Source organism: Bacillus sp. FSL K6-0255, from assembly GCF_045040725.1.
In the GTDB taxonomy this organism is placed as follows: Bacteria; Bacillota; Bacilli; order Bacillales; family Bacillaceae; genus Bacillus; species Bacillus subtilis.
This window is the reverse complement of the sequence record NZ_CP150278.1, coordinates 739,059-763,389: the sequence shown is the minus strand read 5'-3', so window position 1 is coordinate 763,389 and position 24,331 is coordinate 739,059. Positions and strand designations below refer to the sequence as shown.

The following is a 24,331-nucleotide window of genomic DNA, read 5'->3' as shown; positions in this document are numbered from 1 at the left end:
CACTTCCTGTATTTACTCATTTATTTGTTGTCATCTTTTGAAGCAAAACCGTTAAATTCAGGGTCTAACGTTTGCATGTGCTGAATGATATGCGGCAGTGTCTCTTGATACAGTTCATGCACAAACGGCAGATCTGTGCGGGTTGTTTCATGAATCTGTTTGATTTCATTGATGCTGACGATTCGGTATCCGCTGAAATGATAAAAGATCAGCGGACTGCCATCCTCCAGCACGATCCGGCCATCATTCCAGGAAAACGTATGCTGCCCATAATTCCAATGCCCGATGTTCACGCCGGGTGTTGTAATGTCACACACATTCGGAAACAGCTCAGACATATAATCCAAATAGCCCTGATCACCGAATTTTCCTTCACCCGGTGCATTTTTGCATTCCTCAAGACAGCGTTCCTTCCACCACCCCAAGCAATCCGTGCCTGCATCATCATGCTTGAAGCTGATAAACCCGGAATTATATCTGCCTAAAAGACGCTGCAGCATGTCAATCTGCTCTTTCTCAAAAGAAGGGATTACAATATCCCCCCGTGAAAGCAACACCGAGCAGTCCGGCTGGTTTTCAAAAATCGGCGATGGATCTGCATAGAAAAAGAGATCCCCGTCAATATACGTCACACGCTCCAGCTCAGGATTGCTGTTCAGCACAGCTTGCAGAAAGATCGGCTTCATCGTCCAGCAATACTCACTTTGATCTCTAGTTTCCTTCAGCTTCAGCAGCAATTCATTTTCAAGAGCGGCCACCGGCACAAGGTTCAGCTGCTTCATCTTCAGCTTCTGTAACACGCGGTGCGTATCTTCATCCATGCAAAGTATAAAAATGGGACTGTCTTGATCAACTTGCTCTAACGACTTAAACAAAGCGACTGCCTGATATAATCTTCCTTTTGATAAAACGGTGCAATACGCGCTGGTCACAGTCTTGTTCACCTCGTTTCACATTACTTTTTGAAGAATTCCGTATACCACTCAATCGTTTTTTCAAGTCCCTCATCAATAGTGTAGGCCGGTGTCCAATTCAGCAGCTTTCTTGCTTTTTCCGCGGATAAATATTGATGTTTGATTTCATTGCTTCCCTGATTCAGCACCTTAGGTTTCAGATTACTGTTCATTTTCTTTAATATTTTCTCTACCAGTTCAAGTACGGTCAGCTGGATCTCATTGCTGAAGTTAAAGGCCTCTCCGGCAAGATTGTTTTCTTCCATTTTTTCTGCAAGAAGCAGATAAGCCTGAACGGCGTCTTCAATATAGAAGTAGTCCCGTACAAATGTGCCGTCGCTTCGGATTTCCGGCGCTTCCCCGTTCAGCACAAGCTGAATCGTCTGAGGAATGATGCGGTTGAAGTTCAAATCTCCGCCGCCGTATAAGTTTCCGCAGCGCGTAATGCAGACCGGAAGCCCGTACGTGTGAAAATAGGTGTGGCTGATCAGATCTGCGCAGCTTTTTGAGACGTCGTACGGGTGCTTGCCTTGCAGCGGCATGTTTTCATCGTATGGAAGGTTTTCTTGATCGCCGTAAGCTTTATCACTTGAAGCGACAATGACCCGCTTAATTAACGGATGCTTGCGGCAGGCTTCGAGAATATTCCAGGTGCCGAGGATATTCGCTTCAAAGGTAGAAATCGGGTTGCGGTTTGCCACGCCGACAATCGCTTGTGCAGCAAGATGAAAGACTGTGTCGATCTCATACTCGCCAAGCGCGCGTTCAATCACAGCCAAGTCCTCAAGAGAGCCCCGCACGATGTTCATTTTCTTGATATGTTCTCCCTGATAAAGATTGGATTGAGGCACATGATCCCTGACTAGCCCCGTAACGTTTGCGCCCTGTTCGATCAGCTCTTTCACCAAATAGCTTCCTAAAAGACCTGTGCATCCCGTGACAAATACGTTTTTATTTTTCCAGAAACTCAAATCAATTCACCATACCTTCCATACTTGTTGTCCTTGATTCCACATTTTGTTGACTTCTAAGAGATTTTTATACGTATCGATGGCCGTCCAAAATCCGTAATGGCGGTACACAGCAAGCTCCCCATCTTTGGCAAGGTTCTTCAGCGGTTCATCTTCGAACATCGTGTTCCCGTCCTTCGGCAAATAATCGAAAACCTTTGGACTAAGAACGAAGAATCCGCCGTTGATGATTCCATCACTTGATGTCTTCTCAGAAAATGTTTTCGCCATGCCATCCTCAACTGTCAAGGTGCCAAACTGCGAGACTTTGTCAATGCCGGTGACAGTCGCGGCAGCACCTTTTGTCTGATGATAGCTGATGAGATGGAAAAGATTGATATTGGCCAGCCCGTCTCCATAGGTGAGCAGAAATGTTTCATCACCGATATAGTCTTTCGCCTGCAAGATTCTTCCGGCTGTCAGCGTATCTACCCCAGTCTCCAAAAACGTAATTTTCCACGTTTCAGGCTGCCCCAGCATCTGTACCTCTCCCGTAGAGCTGTCGAGTGTCAGGCTGTTGTGCTTCCATTCATAGTCGAGAAAGTATTCCTTGATTTTTTCTCCTTTATAGCCCAAAAGCAGAATAAACTCGTTTACTCCGTAGTACTGATAAATTTTCATAATATGCCATAGAATCGGTTTGCCGCCTATCATGGCGAGCGGTTTAGGAATGTCATTCGTGACTTCACTCATTCTCGTTCCTTTTCCGCCGCAGAGAATGACCGCTTTCATCTCTACCCCTCATCTCTATGAATATTGAGTTCGAAACCTGGTACATCTTCACAATCTATCAAGGCATTTCCCCGATAATTTGTCCGATTTCAATCCGGTTTCAAAATCTACTGTAATGATATGAGAGAAAGCCAGCCTTGGTGACCAAATGGAATCTATTTTTTCAAGTTGGTTGTATAACCAAAAAAAGAGCCTTGAGCGAAGGCAATGCGCCCGCTCAAGGCTCTTTTTCATCTTATTTGATTTCTTTCTCCTTGCCGTAATGATAGTCTGACGGATCAACGGCTTTGAAATCATTTAGTTTATGGAACCTCAGCAAGTCTTTGTACAGGACACTGTCTGAAAGGCTCAGCTGCTGGTTCACTCTTGTTTTCAGATTCTTCGTTTCTTCATTCGCTTTCAGTTTTTCACCTGTCTTCGTATCGTAAATGATATTGTCGACTGATGTGTACTTCGGCGTTACGAAGTCTCCGTTTCTGAATGCCACCGTATCGTCGTGGTCTTTAGAGAATAAATCAGTACCAAAGTTGATATATTTCTGAGAATCAATTCCTTCTAAGTGCAGAAGTGTCGGCATGACGTCAATTTCGCCGCCATACGTATGGTTCACTCCGCCTTTTTTGCCAGGAACGCGGATCATCAGCGGCACACGCTGGTTCTGTGCGTTTTGATAATCTGTGATCTCTTTTCCAAGAATCTCTTTCATCGCTCGGTTATGGTTTTCAGAAATACCGTTATGGTCACCGTAAATCATGATGACTGAGTTGTCATACAGGCCGGCTTCCTTCAGCTCCTTGAAGAATTGCTCAAGCGCTTCGTCAAGGTAACGCGCTGTCTGGAAGTAGCTGTCAACTGTGTTATCGCCTGTTGTCGCTTTTTTAAGAGACGCGTCTTTTTCATCAAGGTTAAACGGATAATGGTTTGTCAATGTAATCAAATGCGCATAAAATGGCTGTTTAAGAGATTCAAGCTTTGGAATCGATTCTGTAAAGAACGGCTTATCCTTAAGCCCCATATTAATCACATTTTCATCTGACATATCATACGTGCTTGCGTCGAAGAACTTGTCATATCCGATATGTTTGTAAATCTGGTCACGGTTCCAGAACGATTTGTAATCACCATGCAGGACGGCGCTTGTATAGCCTTCCTTCTGGTCTAAAATCGCAGGAAGCGACTGGTAGGTGTTTTCGCCTTTCGTCACAAACGCGGAGCCTTCAGGAAGACCGAAGATCGAGTTATCCATTGTCAGCTCGGCATCAGATGTTTTTCCCTGGCCTGTCTGATGGAAGAAGTTATCAAAATACGTCACATCTTCCCCGCCGTGCGCAAGTTTATTTAAGAAAGGCGTCACCTCTTCACCGTTTAGCTTGTAGTCAATCAGGAATGACTGGAAGCTTTCGAGGTGAATTTTAATGATATTTTTGCCTTTGGCAGAGCCGAAGTACTCGGCGTTTGGTTTCGCATAATGAGACGTCGTGTAATTCTCGACACTTGTTAAATCATCGCTGCTTGCATAGGCTCTTTGCGTCTCTGTTTGAGCCGTCTGTACACCGTCATAAATGGTGTAGTTGTATAAACCTAAATATTTCACAATATAATTGCGGTCAAACGTTCTTGTCAGCAGTTGCGGACGGTCTTTTTCCGCATAGTGCAGGTTGATGAAAAACAGTGCGATCCCAGAAAGGATCACTAAAGATGCAAAGCGTTTTTTCATTTTGTATTCTTTTAATTCAGGTCTCCAGATCAATACCGCAATCAAAATGATAATATCTAAGAAATAGAAAATATCATGACCGGCCATGATACTGAAAATCCCGTCTCCCATGTTTCCAACGTTTCCGGACTGTTTAATGTTCGGGAACGTCAAGAAATCGTCAAAGAAACGATAGAATAAAATATTTGCATATAACACAAATGTCATCAAGAAATCGATAATCAGCATAATAATGGCTGATTTACGCCCTTTCGCCAGCAAAGCCAGTCCTAAAAAGAAGACGGCGCTTGAGAATGGGTTAAATATCAGGAGGATCTCCTGAGTTGTGCCTTTTACCCCAAGATTAAACTCAGTCTTGTAGGATAAATACGTTTTTGCCCAAAACAGTATAACAGCCAGCACAAAAAAGCTAAGTTTGTAAGAAAAAAGTTTCTTCATGGCAACCTCTACTTTCTTAAACACTTTAAGTTCTTCATTCATATTTACCTGCTCTTTATATCCTGCCTTCCAATTCCTTCTTTCCAAACAAAATCAAGGCATCACACAACAATAAATACACCGCGGCAAGCCGGAATATTTATGTTTCGCACCATATCATTTTTATTACAACCATTTGGAAACCAATCACTGGACGAAAGAAACCTTCATTTCGTTTCACATTTTTTTCTCGGAAATAAAAAAAGGATTTCTTTTGTCATGTGTGCCTTTGAAAAAAGAAATAGATACCGAGTATAAGAATAACATAAACTAGCAAAAACGAAAAATAGGTTTTGCAGACAGCCCGCCCTTCCGGCGGACTGAAGTTATTGTATGCATCAATGTTTAGCGCGATCACCATTTTTTCGAAAGGACTAAAAAGACTGGATGTCTCCAGTCTTCTTTATCTATATCCCTGCCCAGACATCCTTAGCGTACATACCGGTATCCTGCAGATGTCTCAGCCAGTTTTGCGCTTCTTGTTCCCCGGTTCCATGGACAGCCTGATACGCTTTTTGAAGTGCCGCCTCCACATCCGGGGCCATTTTGCTGCCATCACCGCATACATAAAGCCTGCCACCGCGGTCAAGGATTGATATTAATGTATCTGCTTGGTCAGCCATGAGATGCTGGACATATGTTTTCGGCATGCCCTCTTTTCGGGAAAAGGCTGTGTGGACAGTGACGATTCCGTCTTTTTCAAACCGCTCAAGCTCATCTCGGTAAATAAAATCCCGATCGTTCCTGCATCCAAAATAGAGATGAGCCTCACCGAGCGTTTTGCCCTCCCGCTTTAAAACATCGCGGGCTTGAAGGAAACCGCGAAATGGCGCGACTCCCGTGCCTGGCCCGACCATAATAATTGGCGTTTCAGGGTCTTTCGGAAGCTGAAACCGGGATTCCGGTGTGCGGATAAACATCACGACATCATCACCGGCTTGACGCTCAGCTAAATCATTTGATGCCACACCCCTGTATTCGCCACGGCCGCTCCACGCCGGGCCGCGCACGACACCGACTGTGATCGATGCTTGCCGCGGATTCACTCTTGGAGAGCTTGAAATCGAATAATATCTCGGTTTTAACGGCCGTAAAAGCTCTAAAAATCGTTCAAACGGCATGTCGCACGCTTCATACTTTTCAAGCAAATCCAGCATGGAAATTCGTTTTTTCAATATTTGCTCCTGATAAACACCCTCTGCTGACAGTTCTTCTAATTCGCGCCTATGCGGCGGACACACTGTAAATGCCGCCAGTTCACGTATTTGCGCTCTTGTGGCTGCTTCCTGCACCTCGACGCTGTAGCTGAGAAGATCATGCAGGCTGACAGGACGGCCCAATGGCAGATGCCCCGCACTGCGGCCGCTTGCCGACAATGTCACTTGGTCGGTTCCCTTCAAACCGAATCTGTGAAGAATCCGGCTGACATTGGTTTGGCTGTTTTTTGGCAATACGCCAAGATGGTCGCCCTCTTGATATTCAACATCCGGCGGCAATGCGATTTCGATATGGCGGGTGCTTCGATCGCTGTCCGCAGACTGAAGTTCACGATTTTCAGCAATGGATGCGTGAGAGGCTTCGTACGATCTAGCCAGCGGAGACTCGCCCAGCCCTCTGACAAACTGAAGGCTCAGCGTGCTTCGTTCCTTATCGGCGTTTTCATTAAGCTCCAGTCCGAATGCCTTAATGGCGTCTGCCCACATGCTTTTTTTCCACTCGTCAAGCTGCCCTTCAAAATCACCGCTCACATCCCCTTCCCCGCGCGCAGAAAACCGAGTCGCGCCTTTCTCCGCAAGCTGCTCATCAATGAATCTCGGCACGTATTGATACGTGCTCGCCCAGTTGTGGTCGCCGCAGCCAAATACCGCGTAATGGACGCCCTCAAGCTCACCCGGTTTGATTTCTTGAAGCCACTGCACGAACTGTCCGGCATTGCTTGGCGGTTTTCCATTATAAGACGAGGTCACAATGACAACCGCTCCCTCTTTCGGCAGCTTTCCAATCCGGTCGTTCAGAGGTGCTGTCTCTGTCCTTACGCCGTGAAGACTGGCAGTATCAGCAAGCTCCCGGGCGACGCCTTCTGCGGTGCCGGTATCTGAGCCGTACAGCACGAGAAGCGGGCGGTTGTTAAGACCGATGACCGATGTGCCCTTTGCTTCCGTTTTCTCCTTTTGCTCATCAGACGCGGCTTTTTCAACTGCCTGAACGTCTGCATGAATGGCATCCTGATTACGGCTTTGAACCCTGATGTGAAAATCGCCCGGCTTAAGTGTTAAGGTTTGTTTGATATCAAGCTCATAATTCTCATGATCAATCAGTGTGAAATATTTTAGAATCATGCCTAACACAAGTGTGGCTTCATGAAGGGCAAACTGCATGCCGATACAGGCCCGTTGTCCATTTCCGAATGGTTTGTACGCATGATGAGGCACTTGGTCCTGATGCTCAAACCGTTCCGGCCGAAATTCTTCTGCGTCCTTTCCCCAAGCGTCTCGATCACGATGAAGCTGCGGAATCAGCACAGAAATTCTGTCATTCGTCGTGATCGGAAATTTTCCGCCAATGACTGTGTCTTCTTTTGGATAAAGGCTAAAAGCCGGAGCTGTCGGCCATAAGCGCAGTGATTCATTTAAAATCATCCGTATGTATGTAAGCTCCAGCACTTGTTTATAGGTCGGCGCTGCATCCGTCAGCACCCGATCGACCTCTTCATACGCCTTTTTCAGTTTGTCAGGATGCTTCAATAAAAAATAAGTCGCAAAGGAAAGCAGGCCGCTCGTTGTTTCATGGCCGGCAATCAAAAACGTAATGATTTGAAAGCGGATATTTTCGTCGTCGAGCTTTTCACCCGTTTCCGGATCTTCCACATTCAGCATGCGGGCGAGCAAATCTTTTTCATCCTGGTCTCCATTCGCCCTGCGCTCTGCAATAATGCTGTCGACTAACGAAAACATCGTTTGAATATCATGGCGGAATTGCCGCTTTGTTCTGACCATAAGCTTATCTTGAACATCAAGCCGCTGCATTTGATGCATCGCTTCATCAAGCGCCCGCACCATACTGTTGATAAACGGGTGGGGCGTTTCTCTGTAGTAACTGTTAAAGCGGTAGTTAAACCCGCATAGCCCAATGGTGTCGAGCGTCAGCCGGGTCATATCTCCCGGGACATCGACTGCTTCATTCGGATTGAGCCTTGCCCATTTTTGAATGAGCTGAACAGCGATATCAACCATTTTCTCATGATAGTCCTTCATGGCCCGCTGGCTGAACGTCGGCATCAGAATGTTGTGCGCTTTTCTCCAGTTAGGCTCATGCGTCCAGCTCGTAAACAATCCGTCACCGGAAAACGCGCGGACCTTTTCCAAGGCGCCTTCAATGCTTTTATCAAACCGTTCTTCATCACAAACCTCTTTCACCAATTCGTGGCCGGACACTACAATGGTCGTGCCCGCGGGTGTATGGATTTGAAAAATCGGGCCCTGTTCTTCCGCCAGTTTGATCAGCGAAAGCGTCGGCTTGTCTTTATCGATTAAAGGCAAATTGCCGAGCGGCCCAAACGTCTTCGGCTGAGGAATCGGGCTTGTTTCCTTCATCGAACCATTCCTTTCCGTATGAGATGCCTTCTATTTGACTACATTTCCCTTTCATGGTCATGATTATTCCGTTCTCCCAATTGACGCATGATCGCTGTTTTTTCTATACTTGAGAAGCTGTACAATACGCGAATAAGGTGAGTTTATATATGGATTTTGAAATTCGGTTTTTATCCTTTTATGTCATACAGGTGGAAGGCAAAGATGAGCAGGCGAACAAGCAGTTCAAGCACTTCCAGACCCTTGATACGGGCGAATTTGAAGAAAGCGAGCTGAAGGACTTTCTCGACGGGGAACTGAAAAAAATCGTCAAACGGAAAGCAGACCGCCATCCGCAGTCCGAGCAGGTGCCGACGAAAATCGGCCATTTTATCGTCGAGCCCGGCCACGAGCTCGATTCCAACCCAAACTACAACATGTTCAACCGCGCGCGTCTGGCGGAAACAAAAGAAGACTTCAATGAGCTGAGCGAGCAGTTCGTCCGCACGTACCTTGACACAAGCGCGGTTCGCGGCGGCGTGTTTCTCGTCGCTTCGGCCGTACCGAGAAAATACTTTGACGAGTCATTTGTCTTCATTATGAAATGTGATTTTGAGCCGAAGGTCGCCCGCATCTCTGACGCGTCTTCTCTCATTAAAAAAGTCGAAATGGCGATCACGACAAAAAACATGAAAAGCATCCAATACCCGTACATGCCAGAGGAAGGAATGGTCGAGGAAGGTGAACTGAAAATCCACCAGGCCTCACACGCCCGCTATTTTGAGGACTTTCTGAAATTCGTCGAGTACGGAGAATCGATGCCAGAAATCATGAAAAATCAGGTCATGAACATGGTACAAGAGCACGTCTACGAGACATTTGAAGACAACAGCGAAGAACTCAAGCAGTTCGAGCACGACATTGAGATTTGGGAAGCAAGCGAAAAACGGGAAATCCAAGAGCGCCTCGACACCCATCAAGTCATCGAAGCCTCCGCCCAAATCATCGAGCACACGCCAGAGGCCCAGCTGAAAATGAAAGTCGGAGAAACAGAGATTAAGGGATTGCTAGCGGATTTTGGCGATTCTATTCATCTCGCAAAAGTAAACGGGCGCTATGTCGCGCTGATTGAAGCCGAGACGATTTCGTTTGAGAAAGGCAGTTCACCGGTGGAGTTTTATAAGCCTGAGGGGCTGCATGAGGTGATTGAGCGGATAAGGAATAAAACAGAGCAAGACTAAAAAGTCCAGAAATCACTTTCTGGACTTTTCCTATTTAATACCCTTCCCTCAACACCGCATAGCACTCCCCAATCAGTTCTTCCGCTCCCGGCTCTCCTTTCAGCCCGCGGCGGACGATTTCCGATGATAGGTTCTGGACTTTGAGCGCTCGTGGGGCTCTTCTTTTGTAGTACGCCTGTAATGCTGTTTCGTGGTCGGCGTGGTTTTGGAGTTCTTCGGCGAGGACGATGGCATCCTCGATCGCCATTGCCGCTCCTTGCGCCAGGGTCGGCGCGCCGGCGTGGGCGGCGTCTCCTCCGATGACAACGCGGCCTTTATGCCATGGCTCCTGCACGGCGACCTGCTCCAGTTTGTTAAAGATGACAGGATGCTGTTTTGACATGTGCTTTGTGACAAAATCCAGCCCCCGAAAACCAGAAAGAATCTCTTTTACTCTATCAAACCGGGTATCTTCCTCATCCCAGTAATCGCTCGTGCAAGGCTGGAGGACGAAGACATAGCCAGCGTGTTCTGCCAACGGCACCACCCCGATTTGTGTGTCTCCGCTTCTGTACATCAATGTCGCGTCCTCAAATGTGTGATCAGGAAATTCGATATAAAAGCGCCACGCTCCCATGCCGAGATGCTCTTTTTCCGTCTCCTTTTGCAGCATTATATCGCGAACAACGGAGTGAATGCCGTCAAAGCCCGCCAGAATGTCAGCCTGCATCTTTTCTCCATCTTCACATACGGCAGTGACCGATTCAGCTGTTTCTTCATAAGCGACAACCTTTTTCCCCCACTTGATGTCTACACCCACTGCCTCGGCATGCTTCATGAGAATGTCATTTAACGTTTTGCGCAGGATATTATTGCGTCCCGGAAGTTTTTCATCTAAAAAGGATTCACTGACTTGAAACAGCAAATTCCCCTGTTTATCAAACGTTTTAAACCATTCTGTTTGAAAGCCGTGCTTACAGCAATCTTCGAATACGCCCAGTTCTTTCAACACCGCCAGTGCGTTTTGCGGCTGAAGAATCCCCGCACCTGTTTTTCGGTTTTCTGAAGCCGCTTCACATAAGGTGACGGAAAACCCTGCCTTACGGAGAGAAATGGCCGCTGATAAGCCGCCGATGCCGCCTCCTGCAATTAACATATGTTTCATATCAATAACCACCTTTTCAGCTCTATATGTATTAGTTAGGCGCCTAACTATATTACCTTACTATGTCCCAAGAAAAGCTGTCAATCATCTCCAAGCCAAGTTGCGTTATGGTTTTCCCTCCTTTATAATCGTGTCACAACGAATGTACGGGAGCTACTTGCGATGGAATTAAAACATTTACCGAAATATAAGCATATAACAGAGCACGCCGAAACGTATGCCAATATTGACGCCGGCTCTCTTGAATTGTTTTTATCTCTTTTTGATATTTCAAAAAAAATGAATCATGTGATGGAGCATTACTTTGCTGGCCGAGGGCTTTCAGAAGGAAAATTCAAAATCCTGATGCTGCTCTTTGATGCCAAGGATCATAGGTTAAGTCCGACAGAGCTTGCCAAGCGGTCAAATGTCACGAAAGCAACAATTACAGGCCTGCTAGACGGGCTGGCGAGAGACGGTTTTGTCAGCCGCAGGCATCACACAGAGGATAAACGAAAAATCAGCATTGAACTGACAACAGAAGGCAAAGCACGCCTGGAGCAATTTCTGCCCGGCCATTTCAGCAAAATATCCGCTGTCATGGAAAACTACAGCGACGAGGAAAAAGACATGTTCGTGAAGATGCTTGGTGATCTTTTTGAAAGGCTGAGCGTGTTTAAAGACTAAAAAACCCGTCCGATCCGGACAGGCTATAGCGTCTTTTCTTCTGCAGCCGGATACGCATCCGGCTGTTTTTTCTTTATGACCGTAACAAATATGCCGCCGATGACACATGCAATGCCGATGAAATGCACAAACTCAAATGGCTCCTTCAATATCACGCCTGACAAAATGACAGCTGAGACCGGAAGAACGGATGTGAAAATGCCCGATACACCCGCCGGCACCTTCGTCACCCCGCTATACCATAAGTAAAACGCCAAAACAGTGACAAAAAGCGCGTAATACAGCACATACGACCAATCCAAAACAGTCGGCACGCTGTAATCAAATGAAGAGGCCTCAAACAAAGCAAACGGGAGAAAAAACAGGAAGCCGAAGAGCGATACGAAGGTCGAAATCGCCAGTGCCGAAATATGCGGGGATAGCAGCTTGGCCATCAATGTAAACAACGCTTCGCCAATGACTGCAGCAATGATCAGCATGTTCCCGAATAAGGCGTGCGGCGTCCCGTCTTGGCTCCCGGCTCCAAACAAATTAATCGCCATTACGCCGCAAACCGCCAGCAAAATGCCGATCAGCGTCTTTTTCTCAATTTTTTCTCTCAGCAGGAAAAAGGATAAAATACCGATCAACATGGGGGTTGTGCTTGTCAAAATGCCGCTTTCCGTTCCCGTCGTATATTGAACCCCATACAGCAGGCAAATACTGAACAAAAACACGCCTGTGAATGATTGCACCAGTAATACGAACACATCTTTTTTCGTCAAAGCCGGAAACCCTTTTTCAATGCAAAACAGCAGCATGAGCAATACGACAGAAGCGATCAAAAAACGCAATCCTGAGGAAAGAAAGACCGGAATCCGTTCGACCATCAGCTTGCCGACAACGACAGAACTGCCGACGATCGCCATAGCTGCTGCCAGAGATACATATGCGCCCATTTGTTTTTTCACCAATACTCCACCTGCCTTTTTGATGTATGGCAAAAAGCGCCTATCCAATGACAGACGCTTTTTCATTAATCATCACTGCTCAAAATGCCGAAGAAGCGGAGCAGGTTGATGAACAAGTTGATAAAGTCTAGGTACAGCGATAACGCCATAACCGGAATCAAGTCTTCCGTAATGTGGCGGTGCTTGATTTGGTTCAAATCATACAAAATGTAAAGGGAAAAGACGATGGTTCCGATCACGGAATACGCCATCATCGCCGCTGAGTTTAACGGGCTGAAAATGTTGAAAATCCCTACCACTGCGAGTGCGAGCACCGCAACCAGCAGAAACGACCACAGGAAGGATAAATCCTTCTTCATTTTTGCGCCGATTGTGCCCAAGACGGCAAAAATGACAAATGTAGAGCCAAAGGCTTCGAGCACGACATAGGCGCCGGCGATGGAAGCGTAATGGCTGACGATCGGAAATAAGGTAATGCCGGAAACGAACGCGAATGTATATACAAACGCATACCCGACCGCTTTTCTTCTGCGCATCCAGAAGGCCAGAATAATCATCGCCACTTCAAGAATAGAAAGCGGCAGCATCAAAGCGACAGGAACAAATTGGCCGATAAAAAGGCCGACAGTCGCGATCAGCAATGTGAAGACAAAGACTGTCAAAATGCGTTGCATGATCGATTGCTTACTCTCGTGAACCGTAGCTTGCATGTCAAAAATCCTCCTAAAAAATGATCTTAAAGGTCTATTATATAAAAATTGGATGAAATATGTATATGTTTTAAGGAGAATTTAATGAAAACAAACGCCCTTTACATTATCATTTTGATTCTTTCCTTTTCAGCGAAAAACGGTGCTTTTCTATTTTCTCAATTTGGGTAATCTGAGAATCATGAACCGTAATCTGAACCGTGCCGAAATCGAGTGTTTCCAGCGAGCTGATGATTTTTTCAATCACTTCCGGATCAATCGTTGATTTAGAAACCAAAAGACCTTCCCCCCTGTTGAATAGGTTTTAATTCACAGTATTCTTATAAGAATTATAATATTATGTTTTTTTCGATAAATCAATGGTGATTTCTGTTCAAATCAAAAAGGCATATGATCACCCGGTGACGGACAATCATATGCCTGGAAACTTCCTATTTGTTTTCTTCCAATTCCTCAACAATACAGCGGACACCCATGTTTTCTAATGCCTGCTTCAGCGTGCCGTACGTTTCATATTCACTAAAATCAAGCCCCAATTGAATCGATGTTTGGGCCACATCCGGGCGAATTCCTGAAAATACGGCTTTGACGCCTAATAAGAAAAGTGTTTTAGACAGGTTGTACAATTGCTGAGCCACCATGGTATCCACAATCGGAACACCCGAAAGATCAACGACGAGGCTTGTGATTTTTCTCTCGACACAGCGGACCGGCACTGTTTCTAAAATGACCTGTGCCCGTTTTGTATCAATGGAGCCGATAAGCGGCAATATCCCGATTCCATCGGCAATGGAAATGACCGGGCAGCCAAGCTCTGAGATCAGTTCCTGCTGAGATGTAAGCCTCATCAGCATGAATTTTTGGTACTGCTCGGAGAATTCAATAATCAGCTTATCGAACGACTGATTCACAATGCGGTTCCATCGGTCTGCATCCTCATTTGTCACAATCTCCTGATTCTCTTTTATAAATGTGGCGACTGCGTCCCAGAATGAGATTCTTGAATTGGATATGGCTTCTACGACCTCATGCACTTGAACATCCTGCTCTACCCTGTTTTTCGCAACGTTTTGCGCCCATTTTGTCATGTTTTCTTGAAAATCGGTTTGATCCTCCAGAAATGCGCTTGCGATTGTTATATTGGTAAATGTATGCTGCTCGGTTAAAAGTGTTTTCGTTTCTTCACTTAAATGGCTGGCGGAATATAGCTCGCCTTTTAGCTGGCAACGCAAACTGAACCATTTCTCAGTAATATCCGCAGTGTTGTCTATGATATATTGATATAATAATTGATCGATATTCACGGTCTGTCTCCTTTTTCGTAATAGAAGCACTTTCATTATAAAATGATAAATCGGAATTGTGAATAAGACTAGAGAAAAATCAAATGATTCTGCTCTCTGAGAGCATTCCAGCTTCATATCCTTAGGCGAATGCACCAATAAGAGTCCGCCCGCATAAACTGCAATGTACAGTTTACAATGAGAAAGGACGTTATCACATGTATTATGTTGATCCTTATATGTTTGCGGGGCATTTTTATGAGCCTTGGCCTGCTTTTGAATATGAATACCGATATCCATGGCCTGGCATTGGCAGCGGCGCTGTTCCGGGCTCTGGCGGCGGCTCCGGCCCTGGCATTGGCGGTGGCGCTGTTCCAGGCTTTGGCGGCGGCTCCGGCCCTGGTATTGGCAGCGGTGCCAGCCCAGGCTTCGGCGGTGCGCCCCAGGGACCTCCTCCTTCCCAAATACCAGCGAAACCCCCAAAACCGCAGGGTTCTCAAGGAGCCGTTTTGTTAGTTGAACCAATCACCATTCGTCCTTGCCTTTTCCGATTTACCTATGTTTGGTTAACCAATGGCCGCTCATTTTGGTTTTACCCGATCATCCTTGGCAGAAGATCCGTCGGCGGCTTTTATTGGGATTCCTCACGGCGCCGCTGGGTTTATTTCGCCTTAGACACAAATCACATCGATGTTGTGAGCTGCTCATTTTAATAATCAGCCGGTTTCCCGGCTGATTTTTTTATGTTACTTCGGCCGTAAACAGGTTATAGTATTATTATCTTTTCAACTTGGAGGTTTCCCTATGATCAAACAAATTGGCACTGTTGCTGTATATGTCGAGGACCAGCAGAAAGCGAAGCAATTTTGGACAGAGAAGGTAGGCTTTGATATTGCAGCGGACCACCCAATGGGACCTGAAGCAAGCTGGCTGGAGGTTGCGCCAAAAGGGGCCGAGACTCGTTTAGTCATTTACCCGAAAGCCATGATGAAAGGCTCAGAGCAAATGAAGGCTTCTATTGTGTTTGAATGCGAAGACATCTTTGGTACATACGAGAAAATGAAGACAAACGGTGTAGAATTTCTCGGTGAGCCCAATCAAATGGAGTGGGGCACCTTCGTTCAATTTAAGGACGAAGACGGAAATGTGTTTTTATTAAAAGAATAAACTGTTGCGCACGGCGGTTCGATTCCGCCCTGCGCTTTCTTTGACATTGAGAATGAATTTCATTTACAATTATTCATATGTGAGAATGATTGGAGTGAGACAAATGTTTGTACAGTTGAGAAAAATGACGGTTAAAGAAGGCTTTGCAGATAAAGTCATAGAACGTTTCAGCGCTGAAGGAATCATTGAAAAACAAGAAGGTTTAATTGATGTGACAGTGCTTGAGAAAAATGTGCGCCGCGGTGATGAAGAAGTTGTTGTCATGATTCGCTGGGAATCAGAGGATCACTGGAAGCAATGGGAAAAAAGCGATGCGCATATCGCCGGCCATAAAGCAAACAAAGGCAAACCAAAGCCTGACTATCTGATCAGCACTGAAGTGAGCATGTACCATGTACGTGCTGTCAAACAAGGGACATACAATCAATAAAAAGCTTGCGCCTTGCTGCAAGCTTTTTTCTAAGAGTCATGTTGATCTGCTTTGTTCGTATGTTACGGTATACAGCGGCTTATTTTTATGCCATTCTGCAAATAACACGTCCTCCGTCTTATCAATGTTCTTCTTTTTCAATTCTTGCTTCAGCCACTGTTCATCCACACCTGCTTCCTTCAGATTATCCCGGACAAGCTCTCCATCTATGATTAACGTGATTGGCAGGGAAACAGACTTCGAAGGAACCTGCAAATCCTTATTGGTCGGTTTGTCAAAGTCGGATTTTGGAAGCACACTGACCATCCCGTTTGTTTCCAAAATCGCATATTCTACTTCTTGAATCGAAAAGCTCCCCGCTTGCCTCAATAGGCTTTGCAGCTGGTTAATGTCCATCTTATTTTTCTTCAATACTTTATATTGAAGCTCCCCTTTGCGGATGACGATATTCGGCTCGCCCTCCAAGAACTTTCGCGATGATTTCATTTTTTGCGTGATAAATTCAATAATATAAATCAGCACGCCCCACAATAGCGAAGCAAAAATAATTTCTTTGATTTTGATTTCATGATCGTAAACGGCATTTCCGACCAATTCTCCTAAAATTAAAGCAGAGATAAAGTCAAACGGCGTAATTTGAGAAAATTGGGTTTTCCCGAGAAGCTTTAAGATGATAAATAAAATGCCTAAACCGCAGACCAGTTCTACCGCAACACTTAAATAATTTCCCATATTGATAGCACCTACTTCTTGATTATACTATCAGTATGGTCAATGCTTTCCTTTCTAAACCGGAAAAGCTCCGCTCAACGTTGCATGGTGCATTGGAGCATGTCATTGAAAAGCTGCTCTGCATCACTGCGATCAATCTTGACAAGCGGGTCATTGAGGAAGGCTTGAAACGCGAGGCCAGTATCCTTTGTTAAACCTGCGTCCGCCACTGCCTCCTGATTGGATATATGCCTAGCCGCCAGCATTTCCACACCTTTCGGAAGCGCTCCGGACAAAATCGGCTGGACACGGTTCCTTGTGATGAATGCGTTTGTTTCGACAATGGCTTGTATAGGGAGGTTTGAGACCTGGCCTTGATTCGGCATATTTACATTTGTGACGAGTTCACTCAATCCGAGAAGAGCCGCTATGATGTTCACGCCTTCTTCTCCCGAAGCTTTCTCAGCAACGCCCCGTTGTTGCACGATCAACCGTTCTGTTTCTTGTCGTTTCTCAGCTCTGTCTTGTTTTCTGAATGATATAGGTGTGAGATGAAATTTCCATACTTCAGGCTGTTTGAGGTATGGGCCGGGAAGAAACTCTGCCAGATGCCTGTCTCCCGCAGCAGGGATGGAGCCATACGTTTCAAATAAATCAAACGCAACACGGTGTGCCGAACAAAAGACGCTGTCCCTCCAGCTTTCCCCCTCCAGCTCATATCCTGATTCCCCATAGTGCGCGCTGAATTCACGGAATATAGGCAGCAGGTCAATATGGCGGTAAGAGGCTTTTGTGATCCATGTAAAATGGTTAATGCCGAGCACATTAACGCGGATATCCTCACGCCGCGGCACCTCTATCCCCAGCCTTTCCGTGACCATTTCCGCCAATAGCTTTTGCGTCCCGAATACCTCGTGGCAGCAGCCAATCGCTTTGATGCCGGGAAACACTTTATACAGCACTCTTGTACAGACAGACATCGGGTTTGTATAATTAATGACCCATGATTCAGGTGCGTAGTCTCTTATTGCCCGGGCAATTTCCGCAAATATCGGCACAGCACGCAAGCCCCTGATGATCCCTCCAGGCCCGACAGTATCACCTACAGACTGATAAATACCGCAGCGCTCAGGCAAGTGGACATCGACTTCCATATCATCCAGTGATCCCGGCAAAATGGAAATAATGACGATATCCGCGGCTGATAACGCCTTTTTCAAAGTAGAAACAGCCTCATATCTCCATCTGCCGTTCCCGCTGTGATTGCCGATCACTTCATTTTTCTGAGCGGCTTCAAAATCAAGATCATAGAGCGCCACCGTGCCTGACATACGTTCATCAATCGACAAATCACTCATCAGGCTTCTGACCCAGCCTTGGGACCCCCCGCCAATATAGGCAATCTTAATCTGATCTAATGTACTGATATGAAACACTCCCTTTCTCAGCCTTTCACCGAACCGATCAGCATTCCCTTTGCAAAGTGTTTTTGTAAAAATGGATAGACCGCCAAAATCGGCAGCGTCGCTATGACAATGACAGCGAGTTTAATTCCCTGCTCCGGCGGAACGGCATTTTGCATCGTATCGCCATTGGTCGCCGTTAAATCCGATAAAATCGTGACTTGGCGAAGCACCATTTGCAGCGGCCATTTTGCACTGTCATTGATATATAAGAGAGCGTGGAAGAAATCATTCCAAATCCCGACCGCATAAAACAGCGCAAAGGTCGCTATGACCGGCTTTGACAGAGGCAGGGCGATCCGCCAGAAGACGCCGATTTCGGAACAGCCGTCAATTTTTGCTGATTCCTCCAGCTCGCGCGGCAGCTGCTGAAAGAAGTTTTTGATAATAATAAGGTTGAACGGATTAATCGCCATCGGCAGAATCAATGCCCAATACGTATCCAAAAGGCCAAGTGATTTTACGACAAGGTACGTCGGAATCATGCCGCCTGAAAACAGCATGGAGAAAATCACCAGATTCAACAGCAGATTCCGTCCCTTCACATGCCGTTTCGCCAGCGGATACGCCATCGTGAAGGTAAAAAACAGCTGTACAGCCGTCCCAACCACCGTGATGAAGATGGACACGCCCATGCTTCGAAGGAACGTCGGTGTCGAAAACACATACTTGTAAGCATCAAGTGTAAAGGTTTTCGGGAAAATAAAGAAGCTCCGCTGGGCGAGTTCCGCTTCTGTCGCAAAGGAACCGGCGATAATATATAAAAACGGCAAAATGGTAATCGCGCCGACACCGCCGAGAAACAGAATGTTGCAGACGTCAAACACCCGTCCGGCTTTGGTGTTGTGCATCGTGTGAATTTCAGCCATACCTCTCCCTCCTCTAAAACAATCCTTCCTGATCAAACTTTTTCGCAATGTAATTGGCGCCAAAAATCAAGATAATCCCGACAACTGATTTAAACAAACCGACCGCCGTGCTGTAGCTATACGCCCCTTGGGTAATCCCCATCATGTACACATACGTGTCGAAGATGTCAGCCACACTGCGGTTGAGTGAGTTCGTCATCAAATACACCTGTTCAAAGCCAAGATTCAAAAAGCTGCCGATTCTTAAAATCAACAAAACGATAATGGTGCTTCTAATCGCCGGCAGCGTAATATGCCACATTCTCCTGAACCGCCCCGCTCCGTCCATGATGGCCGCTTCATACTGCTCTTGATCAACCGTAGCAAGCGCTGCCAAAAATAGAATCGTTCCCCAGCCTGTCTCCTTCCAAATGCTTTGCATCACAATCATTGGCCGGAACCAGTCTGCATCCGACAAGAAAGAAATCTGCTCACCTGTCAGGCTCATAATCAATTTGTTGATCACACCTGTATCGACAGTAAAGAAAACGAAGGTGATGCTGACCACAATTGTCCATGATACAAAATGGGGTACGTAAATAAAGGTTTGGATACATCTTTTATACACGGCCTTTCTTACCTCATTCAAAAGCAGAGCCAAAATGAGAGGCGCGGGAAAGGCAAACAAAAGATCCAGACTCGCCAGCATGAGGGTGTTGCGCAGCAGCCGGAAAAAATCCGGATTCATAAAAAAGTCTTTGAAATAATCAAAGCCGACCCATTCGCTTTTCCAGAAGCCGAGATATGGCGAATAGTCTTTAAAAGCGATCAGCACACCCCACATCGGCAAGTATTTGAAAATCAAGAAATAAAGCAGACCGGGAATAAGAAGAAGATAAAGCCATTTGTCCCGTTTGAGCGCAGCCATCCAGCTGATGCCTTTTCCAGCGGTGAGAACAGGTGCATCTCTCTTCTTCGGCACTGTTTCCATATCTGTTCTCCTTTCGTGATACCGGGGCGCCCGCCGAAAGGCAGGCGCATCGGTTTATTTTGACGATTGGTACAATTTGTTCAAGTCCTTCATCAGTTCATTGCCGCCGCTTTTTTTCCAAAGCTCCACCGCATCATCGAACCCTTTTTCATCAATTTCTCCAATGATAAATTGTGTTCTCGCGTCGAGGATGATGTTGTCAAGCTGGGCTCCTTTTTGGGTATAGACATCAGATACAAGCGACTCAGCAGGGTTAAAGACGGCTATTTTTTCTCCTTCGGTTATGATGTCCTTGCGATGCTGGAAGAGCTTGGTTTTCTGGTCTTCGATGTAATACTCGCTTTTCGGAATCGACATGCTGAACTGTGCCAAGCCTTCATGCTCATACAGGAGAGATTTATTGTTTTTTTCAAGTGAGGTGAATACGCCGTCCTTGAGCTCGTAATTGCGGCCCTTCACTCCGTTGTTCGTGAGAATCTGCGCTTCCTTATCATTCATCTTATCGAGGAAGGACAGCACCTCTTTCAGCTCTTTTTCGGTTTTGACGCTTGATTTTGGTATCGTGATCATGCCTGAATAACCAGATGTCGGGAAGGTGCGCTTGCCATTCGGTCCCTCAAGCGAGCCGACGATATCAATGATATCCTTGTTCGACTCATCCGCCTCCTCCATCGCGCTTTGGATTTGAGACGCTCTTGAGCCTGTATCAACGATGACACCCGCTTTTCCTTTTACAACCGGATCATTCCACTTCGCAGAATCCATGACAGCAAAGTCCTTATTGATCAAGCCCTCATCATAGAGCTTTTTAAAAAACGTGAGCGCATCCATGTATTCCTTCGTTGTAAAATCTGGAATCAGCTTTCCGTTTTCAACACCGTAGCGGTTCGGAGCGCCGAACCAGATTTGCAGAACATCCCATGGGCTTCCGTTGCCGAGTCCCATCCATTTCGGCACGACCATGCCGTACGTATCATCCTTGCCGTTTCCGTCAGGATCTTTTTCCTTAAAGGCTTTCAGCACTTCATAGAAATCATCAAGCGTTTCCGGCATATCCAGACCGACATTTTTCAGCCAGTCGGTTCTGATGATCATACACGCCCTGATCAGATCCCTCGTTCTGTAGATTCCGTACACCTCGCCGTTCACCGAGCTGTTCTTCAAAATCTTTTCATCTGCCTGGCTTAAATTCTTGTAGTCTTTTAAATAAGGAGACAGCTCCCAAAACGCCCCTGCTTTGACAGATTTGATAAAGCCGGCTGACTTATCTTTAATGACAATCGCGTGAGGCATCTCTCCTGAAGCCATGACGATGTTGAATTTGTCGTTGTAGGATGAATCAGGCACCCATGTGACCTTAATCTCTTTGCCTGTGTATTTTTCGAGCGCTTTTAATGAAGGGCTCTTATCACTTGGGCTTTCCGGCGATAAGAGCGGCGCCATAATTTTGATCGTATCTTTCGAACCGCTTGCTGAATTGGATGTTTCCGAATGGCTGCATCCGGCGATCATCATGGCAGCAAGCGGCAAGGCCATCCATTTTTTTCGCATTCTTATTTTCATGTTGCGTAAGTCCCCCTTTTTTCAATTTGCATTTCCCCTTTGCCCCTCTCAATATAAAGCGCTTACATAAATTCTTGCAATCTTCATTTTTTGCACCATTTCTCCTATGAAATTCCGGCTGTTATCCTTTTTTGCCCGATGTTTCTTTTTTTGCCGGAAGGGAATCTCCGATCAGTTCCAGCGCCGCTATGACATTTAAACACCATTGAGAGACAGTGTTCGTTGTCACCCATGGAAGCTCCTCTAGCTGCGTCCATGTCTCGATGCGCTCCGGTTTGATCGGAAGCGGCGTATGGCTGAGCTTATCTTCTAGCAAAAGATTCCACGCTTTGGCGGCGAGATGAGGATCTTGTTTTTTTCTCGCGGCGTAGGCTGTCATACCGGCGGCGAACATCGGCCAGTGAAAATGCCCGTCATGAAGAGCGCCTCCGCTTTTTTTCCGTTTTTCCTCATCACTGAGTGTGTAAAATTCGCCGAATTCACTCAGCATATCCTCCCATTCCCGGTCATCAAGAAGCTCAGCCAGCTCCATCCACACTTGCGGCGCGCCGAAGGCAATGATCATATGATATCCGCCCGCAATGCCGTCTCCCATGTGATGAAGCATCGAGGTCGCCGGGTCATATTCAAATGTCGGGCCGGATAATAAGCGGAGCGGCAGCAGCTTCAGACAGTTGATTCCAGTTTCGATTTTTTTGAGATATTTCGGATTTTCGGTCCGCTCCCATTCCGCCAGCCAGTTCGAGCAAAACGCCGCCCAGTCCGGTCCCGTTCTGGCGTGAGTCGGGTGCTTGCCTTTCTCGTAAAAAGCGCGCATCGGATCGGTTTTGACGAGGGCATAATCGGCATCCTTCACTTCTGTCAAAAGATCTCCCGTCCGCTCATCACCCGTCAGATAATAATAGAATTTATAAAGCCCGGCCATGCTGATTCTCGCTTCCTTGCAGCCGCATCCCCAGTGCACAACGTTATGCCGTGAACCAAGTCCTGCGTATTCACCGAGGTGAAAGCTGTCCGTTTCGCTCGTATGGCGGGTCATGGCTTCTGCCATGCGAAAGATATCCTCTCTGCCTGAGCGGAAAAACGTCTGCCACAGCCATAGGGTCGGAACGAGCTCATTGTTTTGCCATGCGTATCCGCCGAGATCGTACCGCCACATATGCCGGATCGGGTCATACGTATGCATGACATCGCCATAATGCCAAAAACCGTACCATCTGCGTTGCTCTACTTCCTTTTTATAAAACAGAAAGGCCGCATCGAGCTGTTCTTCCAGCTCTTTTTTGAGCGGATGGGATGTGTCAATGATGCTCCAAACCCCGAGTGCTTTTGATTCGTAATAGACGTCCGGCTCGCATACAATGAGCGGCGGCGCCTGCCATTTGTCAGCGAGCGCATTGAGGACTTCGTCAGACGGCATGTGCGAAAAGCACGCCAGGCTGATTTCATTTGTGTTCGCAATGCCTGTCGGATCAGAGCGCATTTCATCAAAGCCTTCATACGCGCTGGCCACGTGGGTGTTTCCTGTATAATGCCGCAAATCCATCGCTTCGCCGTCCGGGGGCCAAAGCCAGACGGTCATTTTGGGGCGGCTGCCGGCAAGACCTGTGATTTCCAGTGCTGAAGGGTATTTCTCAAAGAAATACCGCAGGCCGAGAGCCACACCGCCATTTTCTCCGCCCGCATAGCAAAGCCCCTTCGCCCGGCAGCCATGCAGCATGCCGATCCACGCATAATCTTTTCCGGTCCGTTTTGACAGGCTGTAATGATCGCTTGAATCCTGAACAAGCTTCACATCGTCCCAAACCGCATTCTGTGTTCCGTGCGCAAACCATTCCTTATGCTCTTCATCTGGAGACAGCATTTCGCCATTGATTTGTTTTTCATAAAGCGGATATCGTTCATTGAATTTACGTGTGCCAAACAGCTGGGCGGGTTCTTTGTACATCCCTTTCTCTCCCGCAAACCGGAAATGGCGGTTGTACGGCTCCCCCTCCAAAAAAAGGGCAAATTCGATACCGAGCCCCTTAATGAATTCTTGTTTACCGCTCCTGTCAATCAGCTGCGTGTGCACAAGGCCGATCTCAGACAGCCCGGCATAAAACGTCAATCGGATGACAAACGGCAGCCATTCTTCATTCGTTTTATGGAGCACATGCACTCCCTCGATTTTGACTACTGCTTTGACAGGACCACTCTGCTCAATCGCAGCCCGTTTGATAAAGCTGACAGACCTTTCATGCAAAAGAACCGTTTCCGCCGCTGACTCCTTTCTCGTTTCTCTTATGGCAACGAGCCTCCCGCCTGCGGCGATCGGCTTTCCATTGATCTGCAATGATTGAATGAAATCAGATCCTGTTTTATGAATGGTACAAACGACTGCTCCTGTATTCACTTGGATATCATGCTCTGTCTCATGAATGCTGAGCGATTCAGTTGGCTGCGGCACTTCTCTTTTGTGCACTGTAAAACTTTGGTTTTCCTGACCGCCAAACACCGCCGCGTGCTTCGTCCACTTGATGCTCCCGTCCGGCCAATAGGCCGACGGTTCGCTTTGCACATATCGCGTTTCCGCGTTTTCATTCATAAGCGCCAGACGATCACCCTTTTTTAATTCTCCTTTTTTCCATGGCACGCCCCACGTCACACCGCTTATCACCTTTGGCTGTCCTGATAACCATTTGATCTTTTTCATCGGTCTCT

21 protein-coding genes are annotated in these 24,331 nt (G+C 46.6%); 5 read left to right on the top strand and 16 right to left on the bottom strand.

All coding sequences use genetic code 11. The features are described 5' to 3' along the window. Positions 1-20: 20 nt before the first annotated feature. From MHB62_RS03880 to cypD, 5 genes are all read right to left on the bottom strand, one after another. Positions 21-932 carry a putative nucleotide-diphospho-sugar transferase gene (locus tag MHB62_RS03880; RefSeq protein WP_015715489.1) on the bottom strand — a complete coding sequence of 304 codons (912 nt, stop codon included), beginning with the start codon at positions 930-932 and terminating at the stop codon, positions 21-23. A 23-nt stretch (positions 933-955) separates the two neighbouring features. Further along, on the bottom strand, positions 956-1,924 hold the full coding sequence (locus MHB62_RS03875; RefSeq protein ID WP_003244102.1) for a GDP-mannose 4,6-dehydratase: 969 nt from the start codon (positions 1,922-1,924) through the stop codon (positions 956-958). 6 nt (positions 1,925-1,930) lie between these two features. Further along, on the bottom strand, positions 1,931-2,695 hold the full coding sequence (locus MHB62_RS03870; RefSeq protein ID WP_003244408.1) for a glucose-1-phosphate cytidylyltransferase: 765 nt from the start codon (positions 2,693-2,695) through the stop codon (positions 1,931-1,933). A gap of 235 nt (positions 2,696-2,930) precedes the next feature. Beyond that, positions 2,931-4,850 carry a lipoteichoic acid synthase LtaS1 gene (gene ltaS1, locus MHB62_RS03865; RefSeq protein WP_003243930.1) on the bottom strand — a complete coding sequence of 640 codons (1,920 nt, stop codon included), beginning with the start codon at positions 4,848-4,850 and terminating at the stop codon, positions 2,931-2,933. Positions 4,851-5,296: 446 nt separating this feature from the next. Beyond that, positions 5,297-8,482, bottom strand: coding sequence for a bifunctional P-450/NADPH--P450 reductase (gene cypD, locus MHB62_RS03860; protein WP_003233791.1), 3,186 nt, complete (start codon positions 8,480-8,482; stop codon positions 5,297-5,299). A 149-nt stretch (positions 8,483-8,631) separates the two neighbouring features. Between cypD and MHB62_RS03855 the strand changes: the two genes are divergently transcribed. Further along, positions 8,632-9,702 carry a DUF3900 domain-containing protein gene (locus MHB62_RS03855; protein ID WP_003233793.1) on the top strand — a complete coding sequence of 357 codons (1,071 nt, stop codon included), beginning with the start codon at positions 8,632-8,634 and terminating at the stop codon, positions 9,700-9,702. Between the two features lie 34 nt (positions 9,703-9,736). Here the strand turns inward: MHB62_RS03855 and MHB62_RS03850 are convergent, their stop codons facing one another. Further along, positions 9,737-10,846: an FAD-dependent oxidoreductase gene (locus MHB62_RS03850; RefSeq protein WP_032677443.1), complete on the bottom strand. Its 1,110-nt coding sequence runs from the start codon at positions 10,844-10,846 to the stop codon at positions 9,737-9,739. A 162-nt stretch (positions 10,847-11,008) separates the two neighbouring features. Between MHB62_RS03850 and yetL the strand changes: the two genes are divergently transcribed. Beyond that, on the top strand, positions 11,009-11,512 hold the full coding sequence (gene yetL / locus MHB62_RS03845) for a transcriptional regulator YetL (RefSeq protein WP_003233796.1): 504 nt from the start codon (positions 11,009-11,011) through the stop codon (positions 11,510-11,512). A gap of 23 nt (positions 11,513-11,535) precedes the next feature. On the opposite strand, the gene MHB62_RS03840 is transcribed toward yetL, so the two are convergent. The 4 genes from MHB62_RS03840 to MHB62_RS03825 form a co-directional block, all read right to left on the bottom strand. Further along, a complete protein-coding gene (locus MHB62_RS03840) occupies positions 11,536-12,528 on the bottom strand; it encodes a DMT family transporter (protein ID WP_003243771.1) in 993 nt (330 codons plus the stop codon). Then, positions 12,528-13,172 carry a Bax inhibitor-1/YccA family protein gene (locus MHB62_RS03835; protein ID WP_003244397.1) on the bottom strand — a complete coding sequence of 215 codons (645 nt, stop codon included), beginning with the start codon at positions 13,170-13,172 and terminating at the stop codon, positions 12,528-12,530. Before MHB62_RS03835 ends, MHB62_RS03840 begins: the two co-directional genes overlap by 1 nt. A 109-nt stretch (positions 13,173-13,281) precedes the next feature. Further along, on the bottom strand, positions 13,282-13,449 hold the full coding sequence (locus MHB62_RS03830; RefSeq protein ID WP_003244522.1) for a YezD family protein: 168 nt from the start codon (positions 13,447-13,449) through the stop codon (positions 13,282-13,284). Positions 13,450-13,603: 154 nt separating this feature from the next. After that, positions 13,604-14,476: an STAS domain-containing protein gene (locus MHB62_RS03825; protein ID WP_032722991.1), complete on the bottom strand. Its 873-nt coding sequence runs from the start codon at positions 14,474-14,476 to the stop codon at positions 13,604-13,606. 197 nt (positions 14,477-14,673) lie between these two features. On the opposite strand from MHB62_RS03825, the gene MHB62_RS03820 reads away from it, so the two are divergent. From MHB62_RS03820 to hmoA, 3 genes are all read left to right on the top strand, one after another. Further along, the gene (locus MHB62_RS03820) at positions 14,674-15,168 is read left to right on the top strand and encodes a hypothetical protein (protein ID WP_003244106.1); all 495 of its coding nucleotides are present in this window, start codon (positions 14,674-14,676) and stop codon (positions 15,166-15,168) included. A 91-nt stretch (positions 15,169-15,259) separates the two neighbouring features. After that, positions 15,260-15,622 (top strand): VOC family protein, encoded by a 363-nt coding sequence (locus tag MHB62_RS03815; protein ID WP_003233803.1) that lies wholly within the window; start codon positions 15,260-15,262, stop codon positions 15,620-15,622. Positions 15,623-15,725: 103 nt separating this feature from the next. Continuing rightward, positions 15,726-16,052 carry a heme-degrading oxygenase HmoA gene (gene hmoA, locus MHB62_RS03810; RefSeq protein WP_003243958.1) on the top strand — a complete coding sequence of 109 codons (327 nt, stop codon included), beginning with the start codon at positions 15,726-15,728 and terminating at the stop codon, positions 16,050-16,052. Positions 16,053-16,088: 36 nt separating this feature from the next. On the opposite strand, the gene MHB62_RS03805 is transcribed toward hmoA, so the two are convergent. From MHB62_RS03805 to MHB62_RS03780, 6 genes are all read right to left on the bottom strand, one after another. After that, positions 16,089-16,784, bottom strand: coding sequence for a DUF421 domain-containing protein (locus MHB62_RS03805; protein ID WP_015252601.1), 696 nt, complete (start codon positions 16,782-16,784; stop codon positions 16,089-16,091). 74 nt (positions 16,785-16,858) lie between these two features. Further along, complete coding sequence (lplD, locus tag MHB62_RS03800; protein WP_032722990.1) at positions 16,859-18,199, bottom strand: alpha-galacturonidase LplD; 1,341 nt, start codon at positions 18,197-18,199, stop codon at positions 16,859-16,861. An 8-nt stretch (positions 18,200-18,207) separates the two neighbouring features. After that, on the bottom strand, positions 18,208-19,095 hold the full coding sequence (locus MHB62_RS03795) for a carbohydrate ABC transporter permease (protein WP_003242715.1): 888 nt from the start codon (positions 19,093-19,095) through the stop codon (positions 18,208-18,210). Between the two features lie 13 nt (positions 19,096-19,108). Further along, entirely contained in the window at positions 19,109-20,065 is a 957-nt protein-coding gene (locus tag MHB62_RS03790) for a sugar ABC transporter permease (RefSeq protein ID WP_003244086.1), read from the bottom strand. Between the two features lie 54 nt (positions 20,066-20,119). Further along, complete coding sequence (locus MHB62_RS03785) at positions 20,120-21,628, bottom strand: extracellular solute-binding protein (RefSeq protein ID WP_003244341.1); 1,509 nt, start codon at positions 21,626-21,628, stop codon at positions 20,120-20,122. 121 nt (positions 21,629-21,749) lie between these two features. Next, positions 21,750-24,323, bottom strand: coding sequence for a hypothetical protein (locus tag MHB62_RS03780; RefSeq protein WP_015715481.1), 2,574 nt, complete (start codon positions 24,321-24,323; stop codon positions 21,750-21,752). Positions 24,324-24,331: the final 8 nt, after the last annotated feature.

What these genes read in the sequence shown, in the direction of transcription:
- MHB62_RS03870 (WP_003244408.1), bottom strand. Translation starts at nt 2,695, where the DNA reads ATGAAAGCGGTCATTCTCTGCGGCGGAAAAGGAACGAGAATGAGTGAA.
- ltaS1 (WP_003243930.1), bottom strand. Translation starts at nt 4,850, where the DNA reads ATGAAGAAACTTTTTTCTTACAAACTTAGCTTTTTTGTGCTGGCTGTT.
- cypD (WP_003233791.1), bottom strand. Translation starts at nt 8,482, where the DNA reads ATGAAGGAAACAAGCCCGATTCCTCAGCCGAAGACGTTTGGGCCGCTC.
- MHB62_RS03855 (WP_003233793.1), top strand. Translation starts at nt 8,632, where the DNA reads ATGGATTTTGAAATTCGGTTTTTATCCTTTTATGTCATACAGGTGGAA.
- MHB62_RS03850 (WP_032677443.1), bottom strand. Translation starts at nt 10,846, where the DNA reads ATGAAACATATGTTAATTGCAGGAGGCGGCATCGGCGGCTTATCAGCG.
- yetL (WP_003233796.1), top strand. Translation starts at nt 11,009, where the DNA reads ATGGAATTAAAACATTTACCGAAATATAAGCATATAACAGAGCACGCC.
- MHB62_RS03840 (WP_003243771.1), bottom strand. Translation starts at nt 12,528, where the DNA reads ATGAAAAAGCGTCTGTCATTGGATAGGCGCTTTTTGCCATACATCAAA.
- MHB62_RS03835 (WP_003244397.1), bottom strand. Translation starts at nt 13,172, where the DNA reads ATGCAAGCTACGGTTCACGAGAGTAAGCAATCGATCATGCAACGCATT.
- MHB62_RS03820 (WP_003244106.1), top strand. Translation starts at nt 14,674, where the DNA reads ATGTATTATGTTGATCCTTATATGTTTGCGGGGCATTTTTATGAGCCT.
- MHB62_RS03815 (WP_003233803.1), top strand. Translation starts at nt 15,260, where the DNA reads ATGATCAAACAAATTGGCACTGTTGCTGTATATGTCGAGGACCAGCAG.
- hmoA (WP_003243958.1), top strand. Translation starts at nt 15,726, where the DNA reads ATGTTTGTACAGTTGAGAAAAATGACGGTTAAAGAAGGCTTTGCAGAT.
- MHB62_RS03805 (WP_015252601.1), bottom strand. Translation starts at nt 16,784, where the DNA reads ATGGGAAATTATTTAAGTGTTGCGGTAGAACTGGTCTGCGGTTTAGGC.
- MHB62_RS03795 (WP_003242715.1), bottom strand. Translation starts at nt 19,095, where the DNA reads ATGGCTGAAATTCACACGATGCACAACACCAAAGCCGGACGGGTGTTT.
- MHB62_RS03790 (WP_003244086.1), bottom strand. Translation starts at nt 20,065, where the DNA reads ATGGAAACAGTGCCGAAGAAGAGAGATGCACCTGTTCTCACCGCTGGA.
- MHB62_RS03785 (WP_003244341.1), bottom strand. Translation starts at nt 21,628, where the DNA reads ATGAAAATAAGAATGCGAAAAAAATGGATGGCCTTGCCGCTTGCTGCC.
- MHB62_RS03780 (WP_015715481.1), bottom strand. Translation starts at nt 24,323, where the DNA reads ATGAAAAAGATCAAATGGTTATCAGGACAGCCAAAGGTGATAAGCGGT.